An 18,203-nucleotide genomic window follows, 5' to 3' on the forward strand; every position below is an offset into this window, starting at 1 on the left:
ACTCCAAAAGGGTTAAGAGGTGAGTTGAGAAATGCTTAGTGTTGGTAATTGAATCGGCTGGTGCGAGCGATAAAGCTTGCACAACAGTTGTATCATAGCAGTGGCTCTAGCTGGAAAGCCATCTTCAAAGTAACGCTTTAATTGGTTATAAACGTCACAACCAAAGGCGTTAGCATCGCCAAGAGCTTCCGCATCAGCATTTAAATTATCCAAGCTCAAGCGGAATGATACGCCTGCAGACAAACTAAAAGCCCACTCCAGCGCCTGGGGCTTGACCTCAACTTTATAAAATAAGGCCTGCTGCTCGGCTGTACGCCCGTCAGGTGCGTACCAATAGCCATAATCATCGAGCTTTCGTCTTTCCTCACCAGCAATGCACCAATGAGCAATTTCATGTAAAGCGCTGGAAAAGTAATCATGGGTAGAATGTATCGTTGCGAACCCATCGCCGGAATCAGCCGCTTGATAAAAGGGTTCTGTGGCACCTGGTTTTAGGATAACTTTATGCTCAGCAAAACACTCGTTGAAAGCTTGAGCGAGTTGCTGAACACAGAATTCAGAGGATAAATCTTTGGATTGCTTATGAGAGTTTTCGTATAACATGGATCAGCTAAAGTGTTCTAACAATTGTTTTTTGGTCAAAACAAAAACACCATCGCCTCCATTTTCAAACTCAATCCAATGGAAATCAATATCAGAGAACACCTCTTCAAGCGCTGGCCAACTATTGCCAACTTCCACAATCAACACACCTTGTTCAGTTAAGTAATGTGCCGCGTTCTCTAGAATCTGGCGAGTCAGATCGAGACCATCATCCCCCGAACCTAAGCCAATTTCAGGCTCATGGTGGAACTCTTGTGGCATATCTGCCAAATCTTCAGCGTCCACATAAGGAGGGTTAGATACGATAAGATCAAACTTCTCACCGGCTAAACCATCGAATAAATCAGACTGTACAGTACGTGCCTTATGGTACAGACCCAAACGCTCAGTATTAATTTCAGCAACGGTCAGTGCATCTTCTGAAATATCAGACATTACGACTTCAGCATCATCAATATAAGCAGCAATGGCTAAACCAATACATCCGCTACCACAACACAGATCCAGAATTTGCGGGTTATCAGCCTCTAACCAGGGATAAAAATCGTTATGGATAAGTTCTGCTATCGGTGAACGAGGAACTAAAACGCGTTCATCCACAAAGAATTCTAGGCCAGCGAAATAGGCTTTATTAGTAATAAATGCAAGAGGTTTACGCTCGGTTACACGTGTTTTAATAGCGTGGATTAGATGTTTTTTTTCTTCTGATAACACTTTAGCAGACAGCATGCTCTGAGGATAATCTGCTGGCAAATCAAGCATTTGAAGTACTACGGCTACCGCCTCATCCCACGGATTATCGGTGCCATGGCCAAAATACAAGTCGGCCTGATGGAACTGAGTCGCGGCAAATCGTATGAAATCAGAAATGGTGCTTAACTCAGTTTCTGCCTGCTGATAAATATCTTGTTCAATCATGGTGCTACCTCTTCCTGCTGATGGCGTAACATGCTGTATAGAGAATTATATACCAATTCCGTTAATTCGTTTCGATCGGCCACCTCAAACTCGCGGCAATCAATTGCTTTGCCAACTTTGACAGTCACTTTTTGATTAAGGCGCATTTTTAACCACTTCTTATTCGGTAGTACTTTATAAATATCTTCAATCGCCACTGGGATTATTAAAGCATTGGTGTCAATAGCCAATCGAATGGCTCCCTTTTTTAACGGAAATAGCTTTCCATTAGTGGAGCGTGTACCTTCTGGGAACATGCAGATTCTGATACCGCTTTCCATTTTGTCTTTAGCAATTGCCAAATCCTTAATTGCCTGCTGGCGGTTTTGGCGGTCTATAGACAAAATTTCAGCCGTTTTCATAGCGCGTGACAAAAGCGGAATTTTGAACAGCTCTTTTTTTGAAATCATGCGAATACTGCCCGGTAGTGCAGCAAATATCAGCGGTATATCGTAAGCGCTAGAATGATTGGCAACAATAATAACGCGCCTTCCAGGCTCAGCTTGTGCCTCTAAGTCACCTTCTACAGTCCAACGCAAGCGAGCGGCTTTGGTTAAACTGCTACCCCAGCGATAAATGATTCGATCAACTTTCGATCTAACCGTCTTTTTAGCAGTCTCACTGCGATTAACTAAAGCCGTGATCAAGGTAAGTAAACTGTATTTTCCAGTTGAAGCAATGGAAAATAGAATAACCCACGAGGCACGGAGTAGGCTTGCTTTTTGTGGTTTTAATTCTTTCAAGACGGATGTCACACCTATGTCATAAGAAACGCAATGCTAGCTATTTTTAGCCATCACTTCCAGTTTAATTTATAGCACTCGCCTTATTCTGGGCTTTGAAAGGCAACTTTTTTAGCTCCCTTAGTGTTAGGAGATACAGCAATTTCGAGTGTGCCAATTGCAGAGGTTGGGAAATATTGGGTTTCGCCAGGTAACCATCCAGCCCACAAGTGCGATACCAAAGGCATGTGGCTGATCAATAAAGTGGTACCTTGAGTTGCCTCTTCTACAAAAGGTATGGTCATGTTTGGATCAGACTCAGATTTGAGTAAGGGCTCTGTCTCCCGCCTCCAAGCATAGTCAACTAAAGTCTTAAAACTGGCCTCGAAGGTTTCCGCTGTTTGTTGTGCGCGCAAAATAGGACTAACCAATAGAGTCTCAAGGGTAAGTCCTAGATCTTTTAAATGCCCAGCATACCATTTGGCCATCTGCTTAATTTGCTGATGCCCAAGGTTCGAAATTTGACGCTCCCCATTAATATAAGGAGCATCACCATGTCTCATGATTGCAATATGTCGCATTAGTTTAGACTGAATTCCTTTTCAACATACTCTACAAGCTCCTTAACTGCGTCTGGTTTTAACCTAGGTCCAAACTGAGTGACCAGATATGCAGAGGCATAACTCGCCAACCTGCCAGCGTCCGCAGCGCTCAAACCGTTAGTCATGGCGAACATGAAAGCACCTGCGAACATATCGCCGGCACCGTTAGTATCTACCGCTTTAACGTTAAACGGCTCAATCGTATGTAAAGTTTCACCGTCAAAGACTAATGCACCCTTTTTGCCAAGGGTAATCACTACTTGTTTTGCTTGCTGTTTTAGAATTTTGAGAGCATCTTCAACTTGATCAACACTTGTATATTCAAGCGCTTCATCATCGTTACAGAACAACAAATCGACCCCGCCCTCTAAAATCTGCTCGATTTCAGGCTTAAAGAAGCGCACCATATTAGGATCAGACAAAGTGGTCGCGACTTTGACGCCGTTTTCTCGAGCAAAATTACGTGCTTTGATGGCTGCCAGGTGAGCTTCTGGCGAGCTGACTAAATAGCCTTCGATATACAAATACTCACTCTGTGCTAGCGCATCGTAATTGATGTCCTGCTCTTTCAACTCACTACTAATCCCTAGGAAAGTATTCATGGTTCGATCCGCATCAGGCGTAATCATAACCAAACATTTGCCCGTCGTGCCGTGATTATCTTCAAGCTGACCTAGAGTATTGGCGACCCCAGCACTGTCAAGATCATCAGAATAAAACACGCCAGCTTCGTCTTTCGCTACTTTACACGAATGAAAAGCTTTACCACCAAGTTGCGCCAAAGCGATAACGCTATTCGCTGCCGAACCGCCAGATGCACGTTGGTGAATACTACCTTTTAAATGGCTTAATAAGTAATCGTGACGCTCTTCGTCGACAAGCGTCATAACGCCTTTTTCAACCCCCAAACGCTCAAGCTCAGTCTCGTTGACCTCAATTTCAACGTCCACTAGTGCGTTTCCTAGGGCATATAAGTCATATTTCTTTGTCATCATTAAAATCTTAATTAGTGTTTGCAGTGATTATGCTATAATTCACAGCATTATTAAACGTTAACCACCGTTCGGTTTTGGCTATGCCTGCACTCTTTGTTGACCAACTTACTGTAATTGACTTCGCTTTATTCGATATTCATCGTGGAATTGTCGGTGAAAGCTGGATTGTAGACCTCGTTTTAGAAGGTGAGCTTGATGACCAAGGTATGGTATTCGACTTTGGTGATGTTAAAAAACGTATCAAGCAAGCGATTGACGCTACAGTAGACCATAAGCTTGTAGTACCAGCGAATAGTGACTACGTGACCGCTGAGACAAATTCACAAGGCCTCAAGCTGATTTTAAAAGATACTGCGGGACACCGCTATCACCACCAATCACCTGAGCAAGCAGTAGTTCTGCTTGACGCAGAAGAAGTGACTATGGACGCGGTAATAAAAGTTCTCAACAAAGCCTGTCTAGAAGTCGTGCCTAGCAACGTTGCCAAAGTTCACCTTAAGCTCAACACCGAAGCTATAGCTGGCCACTATTACCATTACGCCCACGGTTTAAAGAAACACCTTGGCGACTGCCAGCGAATTGCTCACGGTCACCGTTCGCAAATTCACATCTTTGAGAATGAAGAACGAAGCGAAGAACTCGAGGCTTTCTGGTGCCAGAAGTGGGAAGATATTTATATTGGTACTGAAGAAGATTTAGTAGAAACAGAGGTTGAGGACGCTACCGAATACTATCGTTTCGCCTATACCAGTGAGCAAGGTTATTTCTCGCTAGAGTTGCCTAAAGCGCGTTGTCATTTGATGAAAAGTGACTCCACGGTCGAGTTAATCGCTAGCCATATCGTAAAGCAGCTAAAAGCATTAAAACCAGACTCAGCCATCCGAGTGAAAGCATTTGAAGGCGTGAATAAAGGCGCTATAGCTTATAGCTAATTTGTCTTTTTGCCACCTTCTTTAGGTGGCTCATTCTTTTGGTGACGTATTACCATCACTAGATTCTCTATCACCTTCAGACTCCCCTTCTTTAGCATTGGGGTCAATAACACGACGTTTATCTTGGGGAATAATTTCCGCTCCTTTCTCAGGATGCGGCACAACGCCTTCATACACAGAGGAGCAAGCGCCCCCCGTTATTAACCCCACGCCTTGCTTAAAAAGCCCAACCACTGAGCCGGTCACCGCATCAAAAGCCGCGGTGAACGTTTCGATTTTTGGCGAGGTGATACTACCGTTAAGGGTTTGTCCATACTCGCGGCACCCTTTTTTGTTGATAATATCAAAGTCTAAATCTTTAAACTCCTGCTTATCCAAAATCACCTCACCATTAAAGGCAAAGCGATATTTATCAGTAGCGACTGCGACATCCTTCGTCATTAAAAGCCCATCTTTGATGTTCATATCAATATTCATATGGGGAATTTGAGTATCACCTTTGTCAGCGCCTAGTTGACCAATGGTGTCCTGTAAGCTAACGCCCTGCGATGCCAACAAACCCAACGGGCCAGCCAATAAAAAACCACCAATATCTAGCAGCCCAAATTCTTGACTATCTAGGAAGCTTTTAATGACTTTATTGATATTCAAGTGGCGAATCGTAACCAAGCTTTGATTTCGGATAAAAATATCGCCATTTAAACTGCTGAGAAATGTTTTGCTATCTAGTCCCTCAAACTTTACTGCAATCTCCCCTTGTAGCTCACCAGACATCCCAATACTGTCTTTATTAGCAGGCTCAATCAACTTACCCAAAGATAAATTACTAAACTCTGAAATATAAGTTGACTGGTACGGCTGCTTACTTAAATCAATCGTCCAGTTAGCGCTAAATGGCGCTTCGTTGACCGTCATTCGAAGGGGCTGGACATTAATAACTTGGTTGTTTTGGACAGCCGTTATTGTTAAATCGCTAATATCGTTGTGTTGCTGTGCAATATTCTCAACTCTTAACGCGATCAAAGTAAATGCATTCTCTAGCTGAGATCCATACCACTGGTCAATGGTTTGATGATTTTTAGCCAACATGATTTCAGTTGCGCCGAGGTAGAGATTTTTTACAGTGGTTGTATTCGACTCTTCACCATTCACTTGTATCAGCTCAGCATTAACTCTCTGAAATTTTATATCGCCAATTTTAATGGTTCTTAGTGCAAAATCATGCCCGCCTTCGGACTTCAGAGGCTTTTCAGCTTCACGACTCGTTTTATCAGCAGCCTCTTCGATAGCTTCGCTTTCAACAGCATTTTTAAAAGTTAGATTTGCAGATTGGTTTTTTAAATAATCTAACAACAAGTCTTTATCACGTAATACCCCTTTGAGTTCCAAGCCATCAATAGTGCCCTCGGGTATTTTTAGTCGCGAAATGTTGAGTGAAACCTGATTCGTGCCTTTAGACATGTAATCGAGGGGCTGACTCACCAAGGCAGAATCACGAATTAAAGGATATCTATCTAATGCTAGGTTGCCTTTATTAACCTGATACTCAATATCATCATTTTGATACTTCAAACTGATATTGTTTAAAGTGATAGCATTGAGCTGCACATATTCTAACGGCAATTGCTCGCTGGTATTCGATGACGCTTTTTGGCCTGTATCAGACACATCTATCGAAAGATCCGCACCACCTAATTTTAACTCGCTAATGTCAAGCTTGTTGTTATCAAAGTCCGCACTTGTGTTAACTGCGGTCAGACTACCCTGTGGAATATTGACGGTTTTTAGGCTGAGACGAGCGCTAGACTTAGTCTTCCAATTATTAGGTTGAGTAACGACCCAGTTGTTTTGGGCATAAAGCGGAATCTGAGTCAGTTCAAAATCAAGGCCAGATCCAGCATAAGATTTTCCATCGAATTTAACAGAAGCGTCGCCGTTTATAATTGCAAGTTTTTCAAGCGTGATTTCTGACATTGGCAAAACAGCTTGGCTGGTAGTGCTTTTAGAGCTTTCACCACGCGCAGACTCCCTGATATCATAAGCAATACTTGGCTGTTCAATGGTTAAGTCTTTGATTGCTAACTTAGAATCACTCAAGCTAAGCTGGGAGCTTATCTTTTTGATCTCTCCAAAAGCACCGGTATAAGCAGCGTCTTTTAAAGAAATCGTTGCGGCTTTAGTGTCACTACTGAGCTTATCGTTTATGAAGATTAACTGGTGCTCAACAACCAGTGGTATCTGACTTAGCTCAAGCCCAATGTCACTGACACTATGCTGCTCATTATTGGTGGTTACCTTTATTGCCCCCTGAGAAATTAGAGCTTTCTGTAAGGTGGCACTTTTGAACGGAAGGTACCAACTACTACTCTCAGCTGTTTTTTCTGGCGTGACTTCATCAGAGACCGTTTCAACATCATTCAGACTTAACTTTAGCGTTGGTTGTTTAAAGTTGAGTTCTGGAACTGTAAAGTTACCTTGTTTCAGCTCGCCTTCGAGGCTCAGCGTAGCGAAATCTAAAAAGTCAGACTTCATTGCCTCGGATTTTAATTTTATGCTGCTGTCTTGCGCTTTATAAAAGGCCGTCCAATCCAACCACAACGCTTTTTTGTCTTGAACGAGCAGTAATTCGGTAAACTCGGCTTCTATCCCCTTAATCGATATCTCTTCTTTGTCCTGAATGCTCAAATCAGTTTCACCGAGATCGACTCGGTTTATAACGACATCGTCGAAAGGAAACTCTAGAGTTTTTTCGGTATTACTGGCATGTGCAACTTTTTCTGCCGCCACAACAGTTGGCGATGCTTTAGCTGATGAGGTTGGTTGTTGCAACAAGTCGATGGTGATTGTTGATTTGCCTGAGGTAATATCGTCAATGATTAAACGTTGCTTTTCGATATGAGCATTGAGCGTAAGGTTATTCAGTTGGGATTTATTCGACTGAAGCGTATCAAGCTTTGCTTCAAGCGTCGTTTGGCTGGCTTTGACTAAACGGTCTAAGTCGCCAAACAACAAAAAACCATCTTCTGCTACAGGAATATTCCTAACTTTGACGCTAGCACCCTTAGCCAATAAAGATACTTCACCGCGGTATTCAAAGCTTAAATTATTGACATCAATTGCAGCGACATCGATAAAATCAAAAGGTAATGAAGCCTCTTCGCTTTCTTGGGTAGTTTGCTTAAGGTTCAACTCAAAAGGATATCGAACCTTAGCATTATCGAGCTGCAATAACTCCACAGTCAATTTACTCGACCATAACCGACTATAATCTAACTCGCCCTTAAGGCTATCAAACTGGATAAAGGGATCATCTTTAGGGCCAATAATGCTTGAGCTAATGTTAACAGTACCGCTCAGCAACGAAACATCTAACTCACCAATAACCGCCTCAACCCCAAGGTTTTCTTTGAGGTAATCTTCAAGATATGATTCAGAGTTTAGAAAATAGACAAGTGTGGAAACAGCTAAAAACAATAAGACCAAAAGTCCAAGTAAGACCCACAATATTCTTTTTAACCACTTCCAACTTCTTGTCATAAACTCAATCCTATTTGCTTAGGTCGAACTCTGTCCACACTGGCGCATGATCCGAAGGACGCTCCATACCACGAATGTCATAATCAATATCCGATGCTATCGCACGTTGATTTAACCAGTCGCAGGCAAGCACAGAGTCAATGCGCAGCCCACGCTTAGGGTCTCGCTCGAAACCGCGGCTGCGATAATCAAACCAGCTAAATTTATCATCCGTATCAGGGTTAATCGTACGATAAGTATCATAAAGCCCCACGCTCAACATACGTTGAACCCATTCACGCTCTTCCGGTAAAAAGCTACATTTACCCTCTCTCAGCCAGCGCTTACGGTTTGGCTCGCCAATACCAATGTCAATGTCCAATTGAGATACGTTAATATCACCCAAGACAATTGTACGGGTAGTCGTAAGATCAATGTTTTCTATGTAGTCCTGCAAGTCCTGGTAAAACTTTTCTTTGTAAGGAAACTTAGTTGGGTGCTCGCGATTTTCACCCTGTGGGAAGTAACCATTTAAAACCTTAATAGTTTCATCGCCATACTTAAAAGTAGTGATAATCATGCGGCGCTGGGCATCTTCTGGATCGTTTGGAAAACCCTTCTCTACTTCAATCGGCTTTTGCTTACTAAATGTCGCGACACCGTAGTGAGCTTTACCGCCATGAATTTCAATGTGGTAGCCCAAGTGCTCATAAAGATCGAACGGAAACATATCATCATGAACTTTGGTTTCCTGAATACAAATAATGTCAGGGTCATGTTTCTCTACCAAAGCTTCAATCTGATGAGCTCGTGTACGAATACTGTTAATGTTAAATGTCACTATCTTCATGGTTTAATTTATCCGAATTATTGTAAGTTTAACCAGCGTTCAAATTTATCCTGGTATTGGTCAAAGTTTTTACTGTAACTGATGTAAGCGGTATCGCTTTCGGCTTCCTCTAACACTACCTCAAACGTCATCAGCTCATCGCGACGAAATCCAACCAGCTTTACCGTATCGCCTATAGAACACTGCTGAATCTGGCGGTCAAAGTTAGAAGCGTTAATCTTCAGGCCATTCAGCGCTATCAGGTGATCATCTGCGGAAACACCCGCTTTTGCAGCAGCGGAATCAGCATAAACGTTTTTCACAAATACGCCTGTAGCCTTCGATTTAAATTCAATCCCGAGATCGGCTAGTTGCTTATCTGTAGGTAGTTTCTCCTTAAATCCCCCACGGTCATTGCGATCGTTTCTTGGCAAGCACTTCAAATCAAGCCCCAGTTCAGCCAGCAACTGCTCAGACGGTAATTCTTGCGTCGTGTAGAGTGCTTTCTCAAAGAACTGTATCAACTCATCGTGGGCATCCTCTGGCGTTTCTTCTAGAACCAGCTTTTGGATGGTGTCGTTTTCCACACCTTTCTCAACCCTACCGAACTCTAACCATAAGCGCTTCAAAATATCTTTAAGCGACTTATTCCAGTCTGTTACTTGTCGTATCAACAAGTCCAAACAAAGGGCAACCTCGGCTCCTTTAGTGTAATAACTCACCACCGCATTAGGCGCGTTTTCGTCTTGTTTATAAAACTTAGTCCAAGCATCAAAACTGGAATCGGTTACCGTCTGAATAAAGCGTCCTTTGGAACGTCGTACTGCGGTTAAGGTTTTAGACAATCGCGTAAGATACTCTTCTTTACTGATACACCCCGTCTGCGCTAACGCTAAGTTGTCGTAATAAGACGTAATACCTTCAAATGCCCACAGCAATTCAGTATGGCTTTCTTTCTGCGTGTCATAAGGCAAAAATTCAGTCGGCTTTATGCGCTTGACGTTCCACGTATGGAAATACTCGTGGGAGCACAAATCTAAGAAAGTTTGATAATTGTCTTTAACCTTACCCTCGCCTTCCAACAAGCTATCGCTTTCTATAGGCAGATCTTCACGGCTACAATGAAGCGCCGTTGAGTTTCGATGCTCTAGCCCACCAAAACCGTTTCCTAAGACATAAGTCATGAAGAGATAACGGTCCATTGGCGCTGGTTCACCGAAAAACTGAATATGGTGCTCACAGATTTTTTTAAGATCGCTCGCCAATCGTTGCTCATCAACCTTATGCCGACCGGTTAATGTCATATGATGTGGCACACCGCAAGCTTCGAAGCTGATTAACCTAAAGTCCGACATTTCAACAGGGCAATCGATTAGCTCATCATAATTGAGCGCCTGATAGCGCCCAAAGGTAAATTCAGCCGTGCCTTCAATCGGCTTAAGGCCTGTCGCCACACGCCACTGCAGATAATCCTCACCATCAGGACGGCTGATATCGACGGTACAGGTTTCATCCTCACGCCCAGCCACTGCTAGGAAAACACAGGTACCGTTAAAGAAGCCATGAGTTTGATCTAAGTGGGCGCCGCGCACTGATAAATCCCAAGCATAAACCTGATAAGTCACGACGATCGCTGAATTTGACTGCGGTAATTTCCAGCGCGACTTGTCAATTCGTTGAACGTCTAGCTCACCAGAATTGTTCTCGGCGCGAAGCCATTGGATATGCTTGGAGAAGTCACGAATCATGTAACTGCCGGGAATCCAATTCGGCATATACAGCTCTTGCCCCGCTGACGCCACCACACCTAAGTGCAGTTTCACTTCAAAAAGATGAGCTTGGGGGTTTACTGGATGGATCTCATAATGAATCATAAACTAGACTTTTGCCTGATCACGTTGTAGATTTCGTTCCATCAATTATAGAGGTTTAAAACCTTAATTACAGGGCATTCTGCAAAAGACTGTTAAGCTATGGACAAATTTGAACTGACAGATATGAATCTGCAACAATTGACCGCCGAACAGCGGTTAAAAATCACACAAGGCATAGTACAAGAGATAGTGCTTGCTCTAAATCTTGGCAACTATTCGCTCATTTGGCGCTATTTCAGCAAAAACTTCAGCGAGCGCTTTACTCAAGAGACTTTTCAACGCCTCCACCAAGAACTGACTTCAAAATATACCAAGCTGACCACCTTCGAGCTTCTTAACTCGATTCTAATCAATGACGAACCTAATAACCCTCAGCTTGTGGAAACTTGGAGGCTATCAACACAAGCAGCTCACGCGCTAACCCTTACACTGACGTTAGTCCCAGTTAAAGAGTTTTTAGCCATTGAAGAGCTGTCTATAACGGCCTGATTGATTATTTTTCGAGCGAGGACTATGCTAAGGAATAAGTAAGCCAGTCTTTCTTACCTATCTTTAGCCATAACTAGCAAAGAAACCTGCCAGTGACGCAGTTTGGCGTTGAAGAATACGATGATGAGAGTCACTGAAAAGAGTCGAATATGTATAGTAGCATTAATAGAAGCCTTTTTTGGTTCGTAACAATCACTGTCCTTTTAGCGATCCCTCTCGTCGCAATGCAGTTTACACAAGAAGTGAACTGGGGAGTTGCTGACTTTATTGTCGCAGCAGTGCTTTTAATAAGTGGTGCCTTGATTTATGAGGCTTTCATCAGACGTTATTCCCGATCATCAACCAGCAAGCTTAAACCTCTATTATTCAGTATTGGGTTAATCGCGCTGATACTGATGATTTGGGCAGAACTAGCGGTTGGCGTTTTTGGCACACCATTTGCGGGCACTTAAGGTCATTGAGTAAACCGTTTTCCCCATAGTCCTCTCTGCACACTTCTACTCGACTTCCCACTCTACGCTTTACACAAAAAAATAGTTGTCACCTTTCGTCGCTAGCCTTGGTCTAATTCAGTACATAAGCAAATCATGAGCAAAGTACATTAGAAACAGGTGAACGAAATGCCACAATTACACCAAGAGTCCGATTTATTAGCCGAGCATATTTCTGATCATGTGTTAGTAGCGCGGGCAAGTTCCGGCGATGCCATCGCTTTCGAGACAATCGTGAGGCGTCATAACCAAGCACTTTTTCGTGCTGCCCACAGTATTGTTGCTGACTTCGCTATCGCACAGGACATTCTCCAAGAAGCCTATATCAAAGCTTTCACTCACCTTGATTCGTTCCAACAGAAATCGACTTTGAAAACATGGCTTACACGGATTGTGATTAATACCGCGCTGAATGTTAAGAAATCGCGTGAACGCATGAAAACAACCAGTCACGACACAGTGGTCGATTTAAACCTATATAGCGAGGTGAACATGTCATTGAAAAATGATAACGGCGTGCAACAAAAACCCGATCAACTCGCTGAGCAAGAGCAAATAAAACAGCTACTTCAAGATGAAATTTACCAACTCTCCGATAAATACCGAACCGTTTTTATCCTACGAGAAGTCGAGCAATATTCTGTGGCTGAAACCGCCGAAAGCTTAAATATTAGCCAAGACAGCGTCAAGACACGTACCCTTCGCGCTAAATCGATGCTAAGAGACAAGCTCTCGCGAAAGCTCGAACCTTTCATGCAAGAGCTGTTCCAGTTTGCGGGAAAAAATTGCGATCTTATTACACAAAAAGTTTTAACAGAACTGCACCAAAGCGGCTACTTAAACTCACCGAAATAACACTAACTTGCTCCATTTTGTGATACTAGAGAGGAAAAATCATGAAATCACTTAAATTATTGGTAACCCTAAGCTTGGCTTCGCTTGCTGCATACCCTGCGATGGCGCATGAGGCTAAAAGCGACGGCACCAAGTCCACTGCACCGCATCAGCACCAACAACCGATGAATATGTTTGGTGGGCCAACTTATCATGGCGAGCCTGCGCTTGCCGTGACGGTAGCTTTAATTGAAGCAGGCGGTGGCGCTGAGAACTTTAGTTTTGCCAAGGCGTTGGTTCACATGCTTGGAGAAGAAACTGTTAACCAAGAAGTGGCCAAGCTGACTAAGCAGTACAGCAAAGAAGAAGTGAATACTTTCTTAGTCGGAATGGATGCAGCGGTAAATTACGCCATAAAACATGTCACCAAGATGGGCATTGAGCTTCCTGAAGCGGCTGATTTAAATGGTCAGGAACTAGCAGCAACCTTAGTCAAAGCCGGCACTACCCCTGACGGTACATTTTGGAGCGGGTATCTATTCGACAAGGCGCTGTCTAATAAAATTCATAACCTCGTGATGATCGACATTAACGCAAACGAAGGTTATCAAGCCGATAAAATCTCACACAAAATACTCAACCAAGCCATGTACGATGTTGCCCAAGCGCTAGGGATGAAGGAAGTGAAGCTAGCCGATCTTCACTAAAACTCATAAAGCTAACTAAACTAAAAAGCGAGTCTACCCAGGTCGAACTCCCCTACGATGTTACTCCTAAGTGACCTGACCTGGGGTTATGACTCTACCTAGCGCTGGCTTTAATGCCACAAGAACGCGAAGGCTACTCGACTGATGATGATTTTTCTTACTTCTTCTAATGAATCATCACTGGGTAGCCCTTTGCGACCTTACCCTGCAAATATAAAGCATGGTTTAAGAGTATCTTCGAATCCCCTATACTAGCTACAACCACATTTTTTGCGAACACGGCAAGCCTGTTTATTAAAGACTAAATGATTGAAGACTGAGTTATTGAAAACTGAGTCATTGAAAACTTAGTTAAAGGCCTAACTTTCGTGTCCGCTTTGTAGCGCGTGAATTCATGACAACAAGACTCAAACCCCAGCATAGCGCTGTACCTTCTGGAAGAATCTTTTTATTCGTTTGCATCATGCTGATCGCAATGAACTTGCGAGCACCCTTCACGGCGATGGCACCATTGCTGGAAATGATTGAAAAGAACTTGGGGCTTGATACTGCTGCCGCCGGCATAATTATGGCAATTCCCTTGTTTGCCTTTATGATTTTTTCGCCCTTTGTGCCACAGCTTGCGCGACGCTTTGGCCTAGAGCTTAGCTTACTCTATACCATTATACTGATAGCGCTCGGCATTATTATTCGCTCTTATGGCAACGTCACATTGTTGTATGTTGGCACTGCCATTGTCGGGATAGGCATCGCTGCCGGAAACGTCATACTACCGAGTTTAATTAAGCTAAAATTCCCCAGTAAAATTCCATTAATCACTTCAAGCTACGTCCTCATGATGGGCGTAACAGCCGCTATATACTCGCCACTAGTCATCCCCTTAGCGCAGTTCGATAACTTAGGATGGCGCTTTGCTTCCGGCGTATTCATTATAATACCTATCATTGCTATATTGTTGTGGGCACCGCAGGTTCGGCATCGCTCCCGAGAAAAGGTACAAAAACCTATTCAGCATGGCCTTTCTCCAATATGGCGTTTTAGACTCGCATGGCAGGTGACTCTATTCTTTGGCTGCAATTCGTTACTGTTTTACGCCATGATCAGCTGGCTGCCCGCCATCTTCAACCAAGTTGGCCTGAGCCCTGAAAAAAGCGCAACGCTTCACGGCCTTTTACAGCTCGCCTCCGCCATACCCGGTTTAATTCTTGTGCCAATTATTAACCGCACTAAAGACCAACGTGGTATAGCTATCCTAGTCACGTCCCTAAACTTTATAGGGTTATTAGGATTGATATTACTGCCTGCTGGCGCTACCTTCTGGACAATCATTATCGGCTTTGGCTCTGGCGGCGGCTTTATACTCGCGCTGTCTTTTATCGGCCTCAGAACTCAAAGTAGCGACAAAGCCACCTCACTCTCAAGCATGTCGCAAACCCTAGGCTACCTAACCGCAGGCATAGGAACACTAGCTTTAGGCGCGCTAGCAGACTTTTACGACAACTGGCAACCAGTGTTAATCGTTTGCATGGTTTTATGCGTTACTCAAGGAACCTTAGGGCTTTTTGCTGGCAGAGCTGTACAAATTAAAGAGTAAACTGGGTAGGACTGGAGGAAAGAAGCCAGAGAAGCGACTTTTTAGTTGCTCCTCTGACTAATGATGACTGAGCGAACTTAACACTCGGCGATATTCACCGCGATGGCCAAGCCACCCTCTGACGTTTCTTTGAATCGGTTATTCATATTCTGTGCGGTTTCCCACATGGTTTGAATCACTTCATCAAGCGTCACTCTTGCGTTGGCAGGATCGCTTTCGATAGCAATGTTCGCAGCTGTAATCGCTTTAATCGCACCCATCGAGTTACGCTCGATACAAGGGATTTGCACTAAGCCCGCCACAGGATCACACGTTAGCCCTAGGTGATGCTCCATAGCAATTTCAGCAGCCATTAGCACCTGACCTGGTGAACCGCCCATTATTTCCGTTAAGCCAGCAGCAGCCATCGCTGAAGACACGCCTGTTTCCGCCTGGCAACCGCCCATAGCAGCGGAAATGGTCGCGTTCTTTTTAAATAGCGTGCCAATCTCGCCTGCTACCAATAAGAAGCGAATAACGTTTTCATCACCCGTAAACTCTGAGAATGTTTGTGAATACATCAGCACCGAAGGAATGATGCCACTAGCACCATTGGTTGGCGCCGTAATAATACGTCCGAAGCTAGCGTTTTCTTCATTCACGGCTAGTGCAAAACATGAGATCCACTTGTTAATATTGACAAAGTTTTCTTCGCACTCGTAAACCGCTTTGTACCAATCTTCTTGACTTGCAAAGGTTTGGTCGCCTAACAGCTTCTTGCTCAAACCAGCGGCGCGTCGTTCGACTCGTAATCCGCCAGGCAAAGTACCCTCTTGGCTGACGCCTTTATAGATACATTCTTTAATGTTTTCCCAAATCATTAAAGCGTGTGCCCTCGTTTCTTCCCTAGTGCGCCAGGCTTCTTCATTGATATAAATTAGGTCAGAAAAAGAAACGTCCAACTCTTTGCAATATCGCAGTACGTCTTCCCCTTTATGGCAAGGATACTTCGTATGGGTCGATACTTCATCTACTGAAGTCTTTTCCTGTGTGGTAACGAAACCGCCACCGATCGAATAGTAATCCTGCTCCAGCTCGGAGCCATCCTTAAAAACTGCCTTGAAAATCATGCCATTGGGGTGAAAATCGAGGCTTTTATCCATGTTTAACACTAAGTGATGACCATAAACAAAAGGTACATCAACCTCACCGCCTAGCTTTAACGTTTCTGAGGACTTTATCGCCTCAATTTTAGATGTGATCTGAGTCGTATCAATCGTTTCAAAGTCTTCGCCCGAAAGGCCTAACATGCCTGCGATATCAGTACCGTGACCAATCCCCGTTTTCGATAGCGAACCGAAAAATTCAACAAAAACCTCGCTGACATCCGCCAAGTTACGCTCTTTACGAATAAGGTCGAGAAACATTTCACCAGCTTTCCAAGGACCCATGGTATGTGAGCTCGATGGCCCAATACCCACTTTTATGATTTCAAAAACACTGATCGATTCCATTACCAACTCTTAACAATAATTATTAAATGTGCGTCAATATCCGCACCAAAAATAAACCACCCTTTTTATACTTGTACAAGGCTGGACTTTAGGCACATATTCTCGGGGATATTAAGTTATTTGTCTAACCTATCTAGCCACCATCCCGGCTCAACGGGCATACTTTTGGGGCAAATAGGATGTATAGAAACTGTAACCCTGATCTTACGGGTTACACAGGTAATAGTGAACCTATCTAACAAAGGTCTGACCAGGAGGCATTACCTAGATAAATATTGCCAAGCTGAATATTGCGTCACTGAAAAAGTGTTGAGTATATCCTGATAAATCTAATCGTGGCTTCCTTGCCATAAGAATAATCTTGGTAATGGATTTAACTGTATTATATAGCCCGAGTTTTTAATGAGTATCAGAACTTAACCATCATTGTTGTACGTTATGGATTAAGGTTAAAAAAATGTACTCTGACCCCATTAATTACCGACCGCTGCTGCCGACACTTCCGAACCCAAACCTGACAGCCCTCCGAGGGCTGCTGCTAAATATCCGAGTTACAATTATAACAAAATACGTTATTAACTCGGATATTCTTATTTTCTTTTTAGCCAGAACGAGCCCAGAACCTGTCTATACATTGCATTTAATGATTCATACTCTTTATCATCTTCCCCAAAATACTCGAAAGTAAAGCTTAAGTAGCTGCGACCACTTAGTGGCGTATAAGCAGTTATTGTTTTTTGTTTTCCATGTGCATGGCGCTTTATCAACCACTCCCTTACTGTATGGCTTTTGACCAAATATCTTTCCATTTGTAAATCCAAACCAAACTGCTTTTCATAATGTTTTATTTTAAACTGCTCTAATTGCTCAAGACTTAAATTGAGTCCAGCAATATCTGCAATTGATGCTCCAACTCTAACTGAGTATTTCCCACTGAAAGTTAAATGAGGTAACTTTTGATAAGTACGATTTAATACCCAAAAGAGGTTTTGCTTTGTACTTTTAATATCTTGAACCGAAAACTCACTGATGTGTTCACCTTTAGGAAGAACATCAATGCTATCACTTGGTATCTTAAAGCCAAATGATACCTCATCATTAAAAATATACTTAACTGCTTCATGTTCTTTAGCCATATTTAAGTCTCTTGAGTGCGAACAAGATGTTAGTCCTAATACTATCAAACATAATAATAATTTCATAAATCCTCTCATTAATCACAAGTAGCGGTTCTGCTTTTTTTACACGGTAGTGTATGCGGACTCACTGTTGCATCACCAAATAGCGCGAACGTATTTCTTAATGACTTAACTCTTTGCCAGAAAGTACCGTTACCTCCACCAATATAGTGTACAGGGTCACCAGCTTGCGCTCTAAACATATGTGAGCCAACTCCTGCTCTGCTAAAAATTAATGGGGTCAGAGTACATTTTTAACCTTCCGAGGTCTACCTGCATCACGTGCGGCTAATTTTCTTGCCGTCAAGCCCTCAACTTGTTTTATAAAATCATCACGACCTAACACAAGTCCCTTTTGAGTGATTTTACGAATATCATCTACAATCT

Annotated in this window: 17 protein-coding genes; 6 read left to right on the top strand and 11 right to left on the bottom strand. The window is 43.2% G+C overall.

Going from position 1 to position 18,203, the window contains the following annotated elements; all coding sequences use genetic code 11:
- Positions 1-12: 12 nt before the first annotated feature.
- The 5 genes from ABD128_RS11310 to ABD128_RS11330 form a co-directional block, all read right to left on the bottom strand.
- On the bottom strand, positions 13-603 hold the full coding sequence (locus ABD128_RS11310; RefSeq protein ID WP_343990418.1) for an elongation factor P hydroxylase: 591 nt from the start codon (positions 601-603) through the stop codon (positions 13-15).
- Positions 604-606: 3 nt separating this feature from the next.
- Positions 607-1,518: a 50S ribosomal protein L3 N(5)-glutamine methyltransferase gene (prmB, locus tag ABD128_RS11315; RefSeq protein ID WP_425545691.1), complete on the bottom strand. Its 912-nt coding sequence runs from the start codon at positions 1,516-1,518 to the stop codon at positions 607-609.
- On the bottom strand, positions 1,518-2,303 hold the full coding sequence (locus tag ABD128_RS11320; protein ID WP_343990422.1) for a lysophospholipid acyltransferase family protein: 786 nt from the start codon (positions 2,301-2,303) through the stop codon (positions 1,518-1,520). Before ABD128_RS11320 ends, prmB begins: the two co-directional genes overlap by 1 nt.
- Before the next feature lie 83 nt (positions 2,304-2,386).
- A complete protein-coding gene (locus ABD128_RS11325) occupies positions 2,387-2,863 on the bottom strand; it encodes a SixA phosphatase family protein (protein WP_343990426.1) in 477 nt (158 codons plus the stop codon).
- Complete coding sequence (locus ABD128_RS11330; RefSeq protein ID WP_343990429.1) at positions 2,863-3,879, bottom strand: adenosine kinase; 1,017 nt, start codon at positions 3,877-3,879, stop codon at positions 2,863-2,865. Before ABD128_RS11330 ends, ABD128_RS11325 begins: the two co-directional genes overlap by 1 nt.
- A gap of 80 nt (positions 3,880-3,959) precedes the next feature.
- Between ABD128_RS11330 and ABD128_RS11335 the strand changes: the two genes are divergently transcribed.
- Positions 3,960-4,811 carry a 6-pyruvoyl trahydropterin synthase family protein gene (locus tag ABD128_RS11335; protein ID WP_343990432.1) on the top strand — a complete coding sequence of 284 codons (852 nt, stop codon included), beginning with the start codon at positions 3,960-3,962 and terminating at the stop codon, positions 4,809-4,811.
- 30 nt (positions 4,812-4,841) lie between these two features.
- On the opposite strand, the gene ABD128_RS11340 is transcribed toward ABD128_RS11335, so the two are convergent.
- The 3 genes from ABD128_RS11340 to ABD128_RS11350 are packed head-to-tail and all read right to left on the bottom strand — an operon-like array spanning position 4,842 to position 11,030.
- Positions 4,842-8,348 (bottom strand): AsmA family protein, encoded by a 3,507-nt coding sequence (locus ABD128_RS11340; protein WP_343990435.1) that lies wholly within the window; start codon positions 8,346-8,348, stop codon positions 4,842-4,844.
- A 10-nt stretch (positions 8,349-8,358) separates the two neighbouring features.
- Positions 8,359-9,177: an exodeoxyribonuclease III gene (xthA, locus tag ABD128_RS11345; protein ID WP_343990438.1), complete on the bottom strand. Its 819-nt coding sequence runs from the start codon at positions 9,175-9,177 to the stop codon at positions 8,359-8,361.
- 17 nt (positions 9,178-9,194) lie between these two features.
- Positions 9,195-11,030 carry a M61 family metallopeptidase gene (locus ABD128_RS11350; RefSeq protein ID WP_343990441.1) on the bottom strand — a complete coding sequence of 612 codons (1,836 nt, stop codon included), beginning with the start codon at positions 11,028-11,030 and terminating at the stop codon, positions 9,195-9,197.
- 99 nt (positions 11,031-11,129) lie between these two features.
- Between ABD128_RS11350 and ABD128_RS11355 the strand changes: the two genes are divergently transcribed.
- The 5 genes from ABD128_RS11355 to ABD128_RS11375 all read left to right on the top strand — a co-directional run bounded on the left by ABD128_RS11355 (position 11,130) and on the right by ABD128_RS11375 (position 15,145).
- Positions 11,130-11,519 carry a hypothetical protein gene (locus tag ABD128_RS11355; RefSeq protein WP_343990445.1) on the top strand — a complete coding sequence of 130 codons (390 nt, stop codon included), beginning with the start codon at positions 11,130-11,132 and terminating at the stop codon, positions 11,517-11,519.
- Positions 11,520-11,668: 149 nt separating this feature from the next.
- On the top strand, positions 11,669-11,971 hold the full coding sequence (locus ABD128_RS11360) for a hypothetical protein (protein WP_343990448.1): 303 nt from the start codon (positions 11,669-11,671) through the stop codon (positions 11,969-11,971).
- 168 nt (positions 11,972-12,139) lie between these two features.
- Complete coding sequence (locus tag ABD128_RS11365) at positions 12,140-12,865, top strand: RNA polymerase sigma factor (protein ID WP_343990451.1); 726 nt, start codon at positions 12,140-12,142, stop codon at positions 12,863-12,865.
- A 41-nt stretch (positions 12,866-12,906) separates the two neighbouring features.
- Complete coding sequence (locus tag ABD128_RS11370) at positions 12,907-13,551, top strand: hypothetical protein (RefSeq protein ID WP_343990454.1); 645 nt, start codon at positions 12,907-12,909, stop codon at positions 13,549-13,551.
- Positions 13,552-13,945: 394 nt separating this feature from the next.
- Entirely contained in the window at positions 13,946-15,145 is a 1,200-nt protein-coding gene (locus ABD128_RS11375; protein ID WP_343990457.1) for an MFS transporter, read from the top strand.
- A gap of 77 nt (positions 15,146-15,222) precedes the next feature.
- Here the strand turns inward: ABD128_RS11375 and ABD128_RS11380 are convergent, their stop codons facing one another.
- From ABD128_RS11380 to ABD128_RS11390, 3 genes are all read right to left on the bottom strand, one after another.
- Positions 15,223-16,638, bottom strand: a complete 1,416-nt coding sequence (locus ABD128_RS11380) for an L-serine ammonia-lyase (protein ID WP_343990460.1) — start codon at positions 16,636-16,638, stop codon at positions 15,223-15,225.
- 590 nt (positions 16,639-17,228) lie between these two features.
- Positions 17,229-17,774, bottom strand: coding sequence for a hypothetical protein (locus tag ABD128_RS11385; RefSeq protein WP_343990463.1), 546 nt, complete (start codon positions 17,772-17,774; stop codon positions 17,229-17,231).
- 77 nt (positions 17,775-17,851) lie between these two features.
- A complete protein-coding gene (locus ABD128_RS11390) occupies positions 17,852-18,019 on the bottom strand; it encodes a hypothetical protein (RefSeq protein ID WP_343990466.1) in 168 nt (55 codons plus the stop codon).
- Between the last annotated feature and the right edge of the window lie 184 nt (positions 18,020-18,203).

The sequence above is a fragment of the Kangiella japonica genome, assembly GCF_039523535.1.
Taxonomy (GTDB): Bacteria; Pseudomonadota; Gammaproteobacteria; order Enterobacterales; family Kangiellaceae; genus Kangiella; species Kangiella japonica.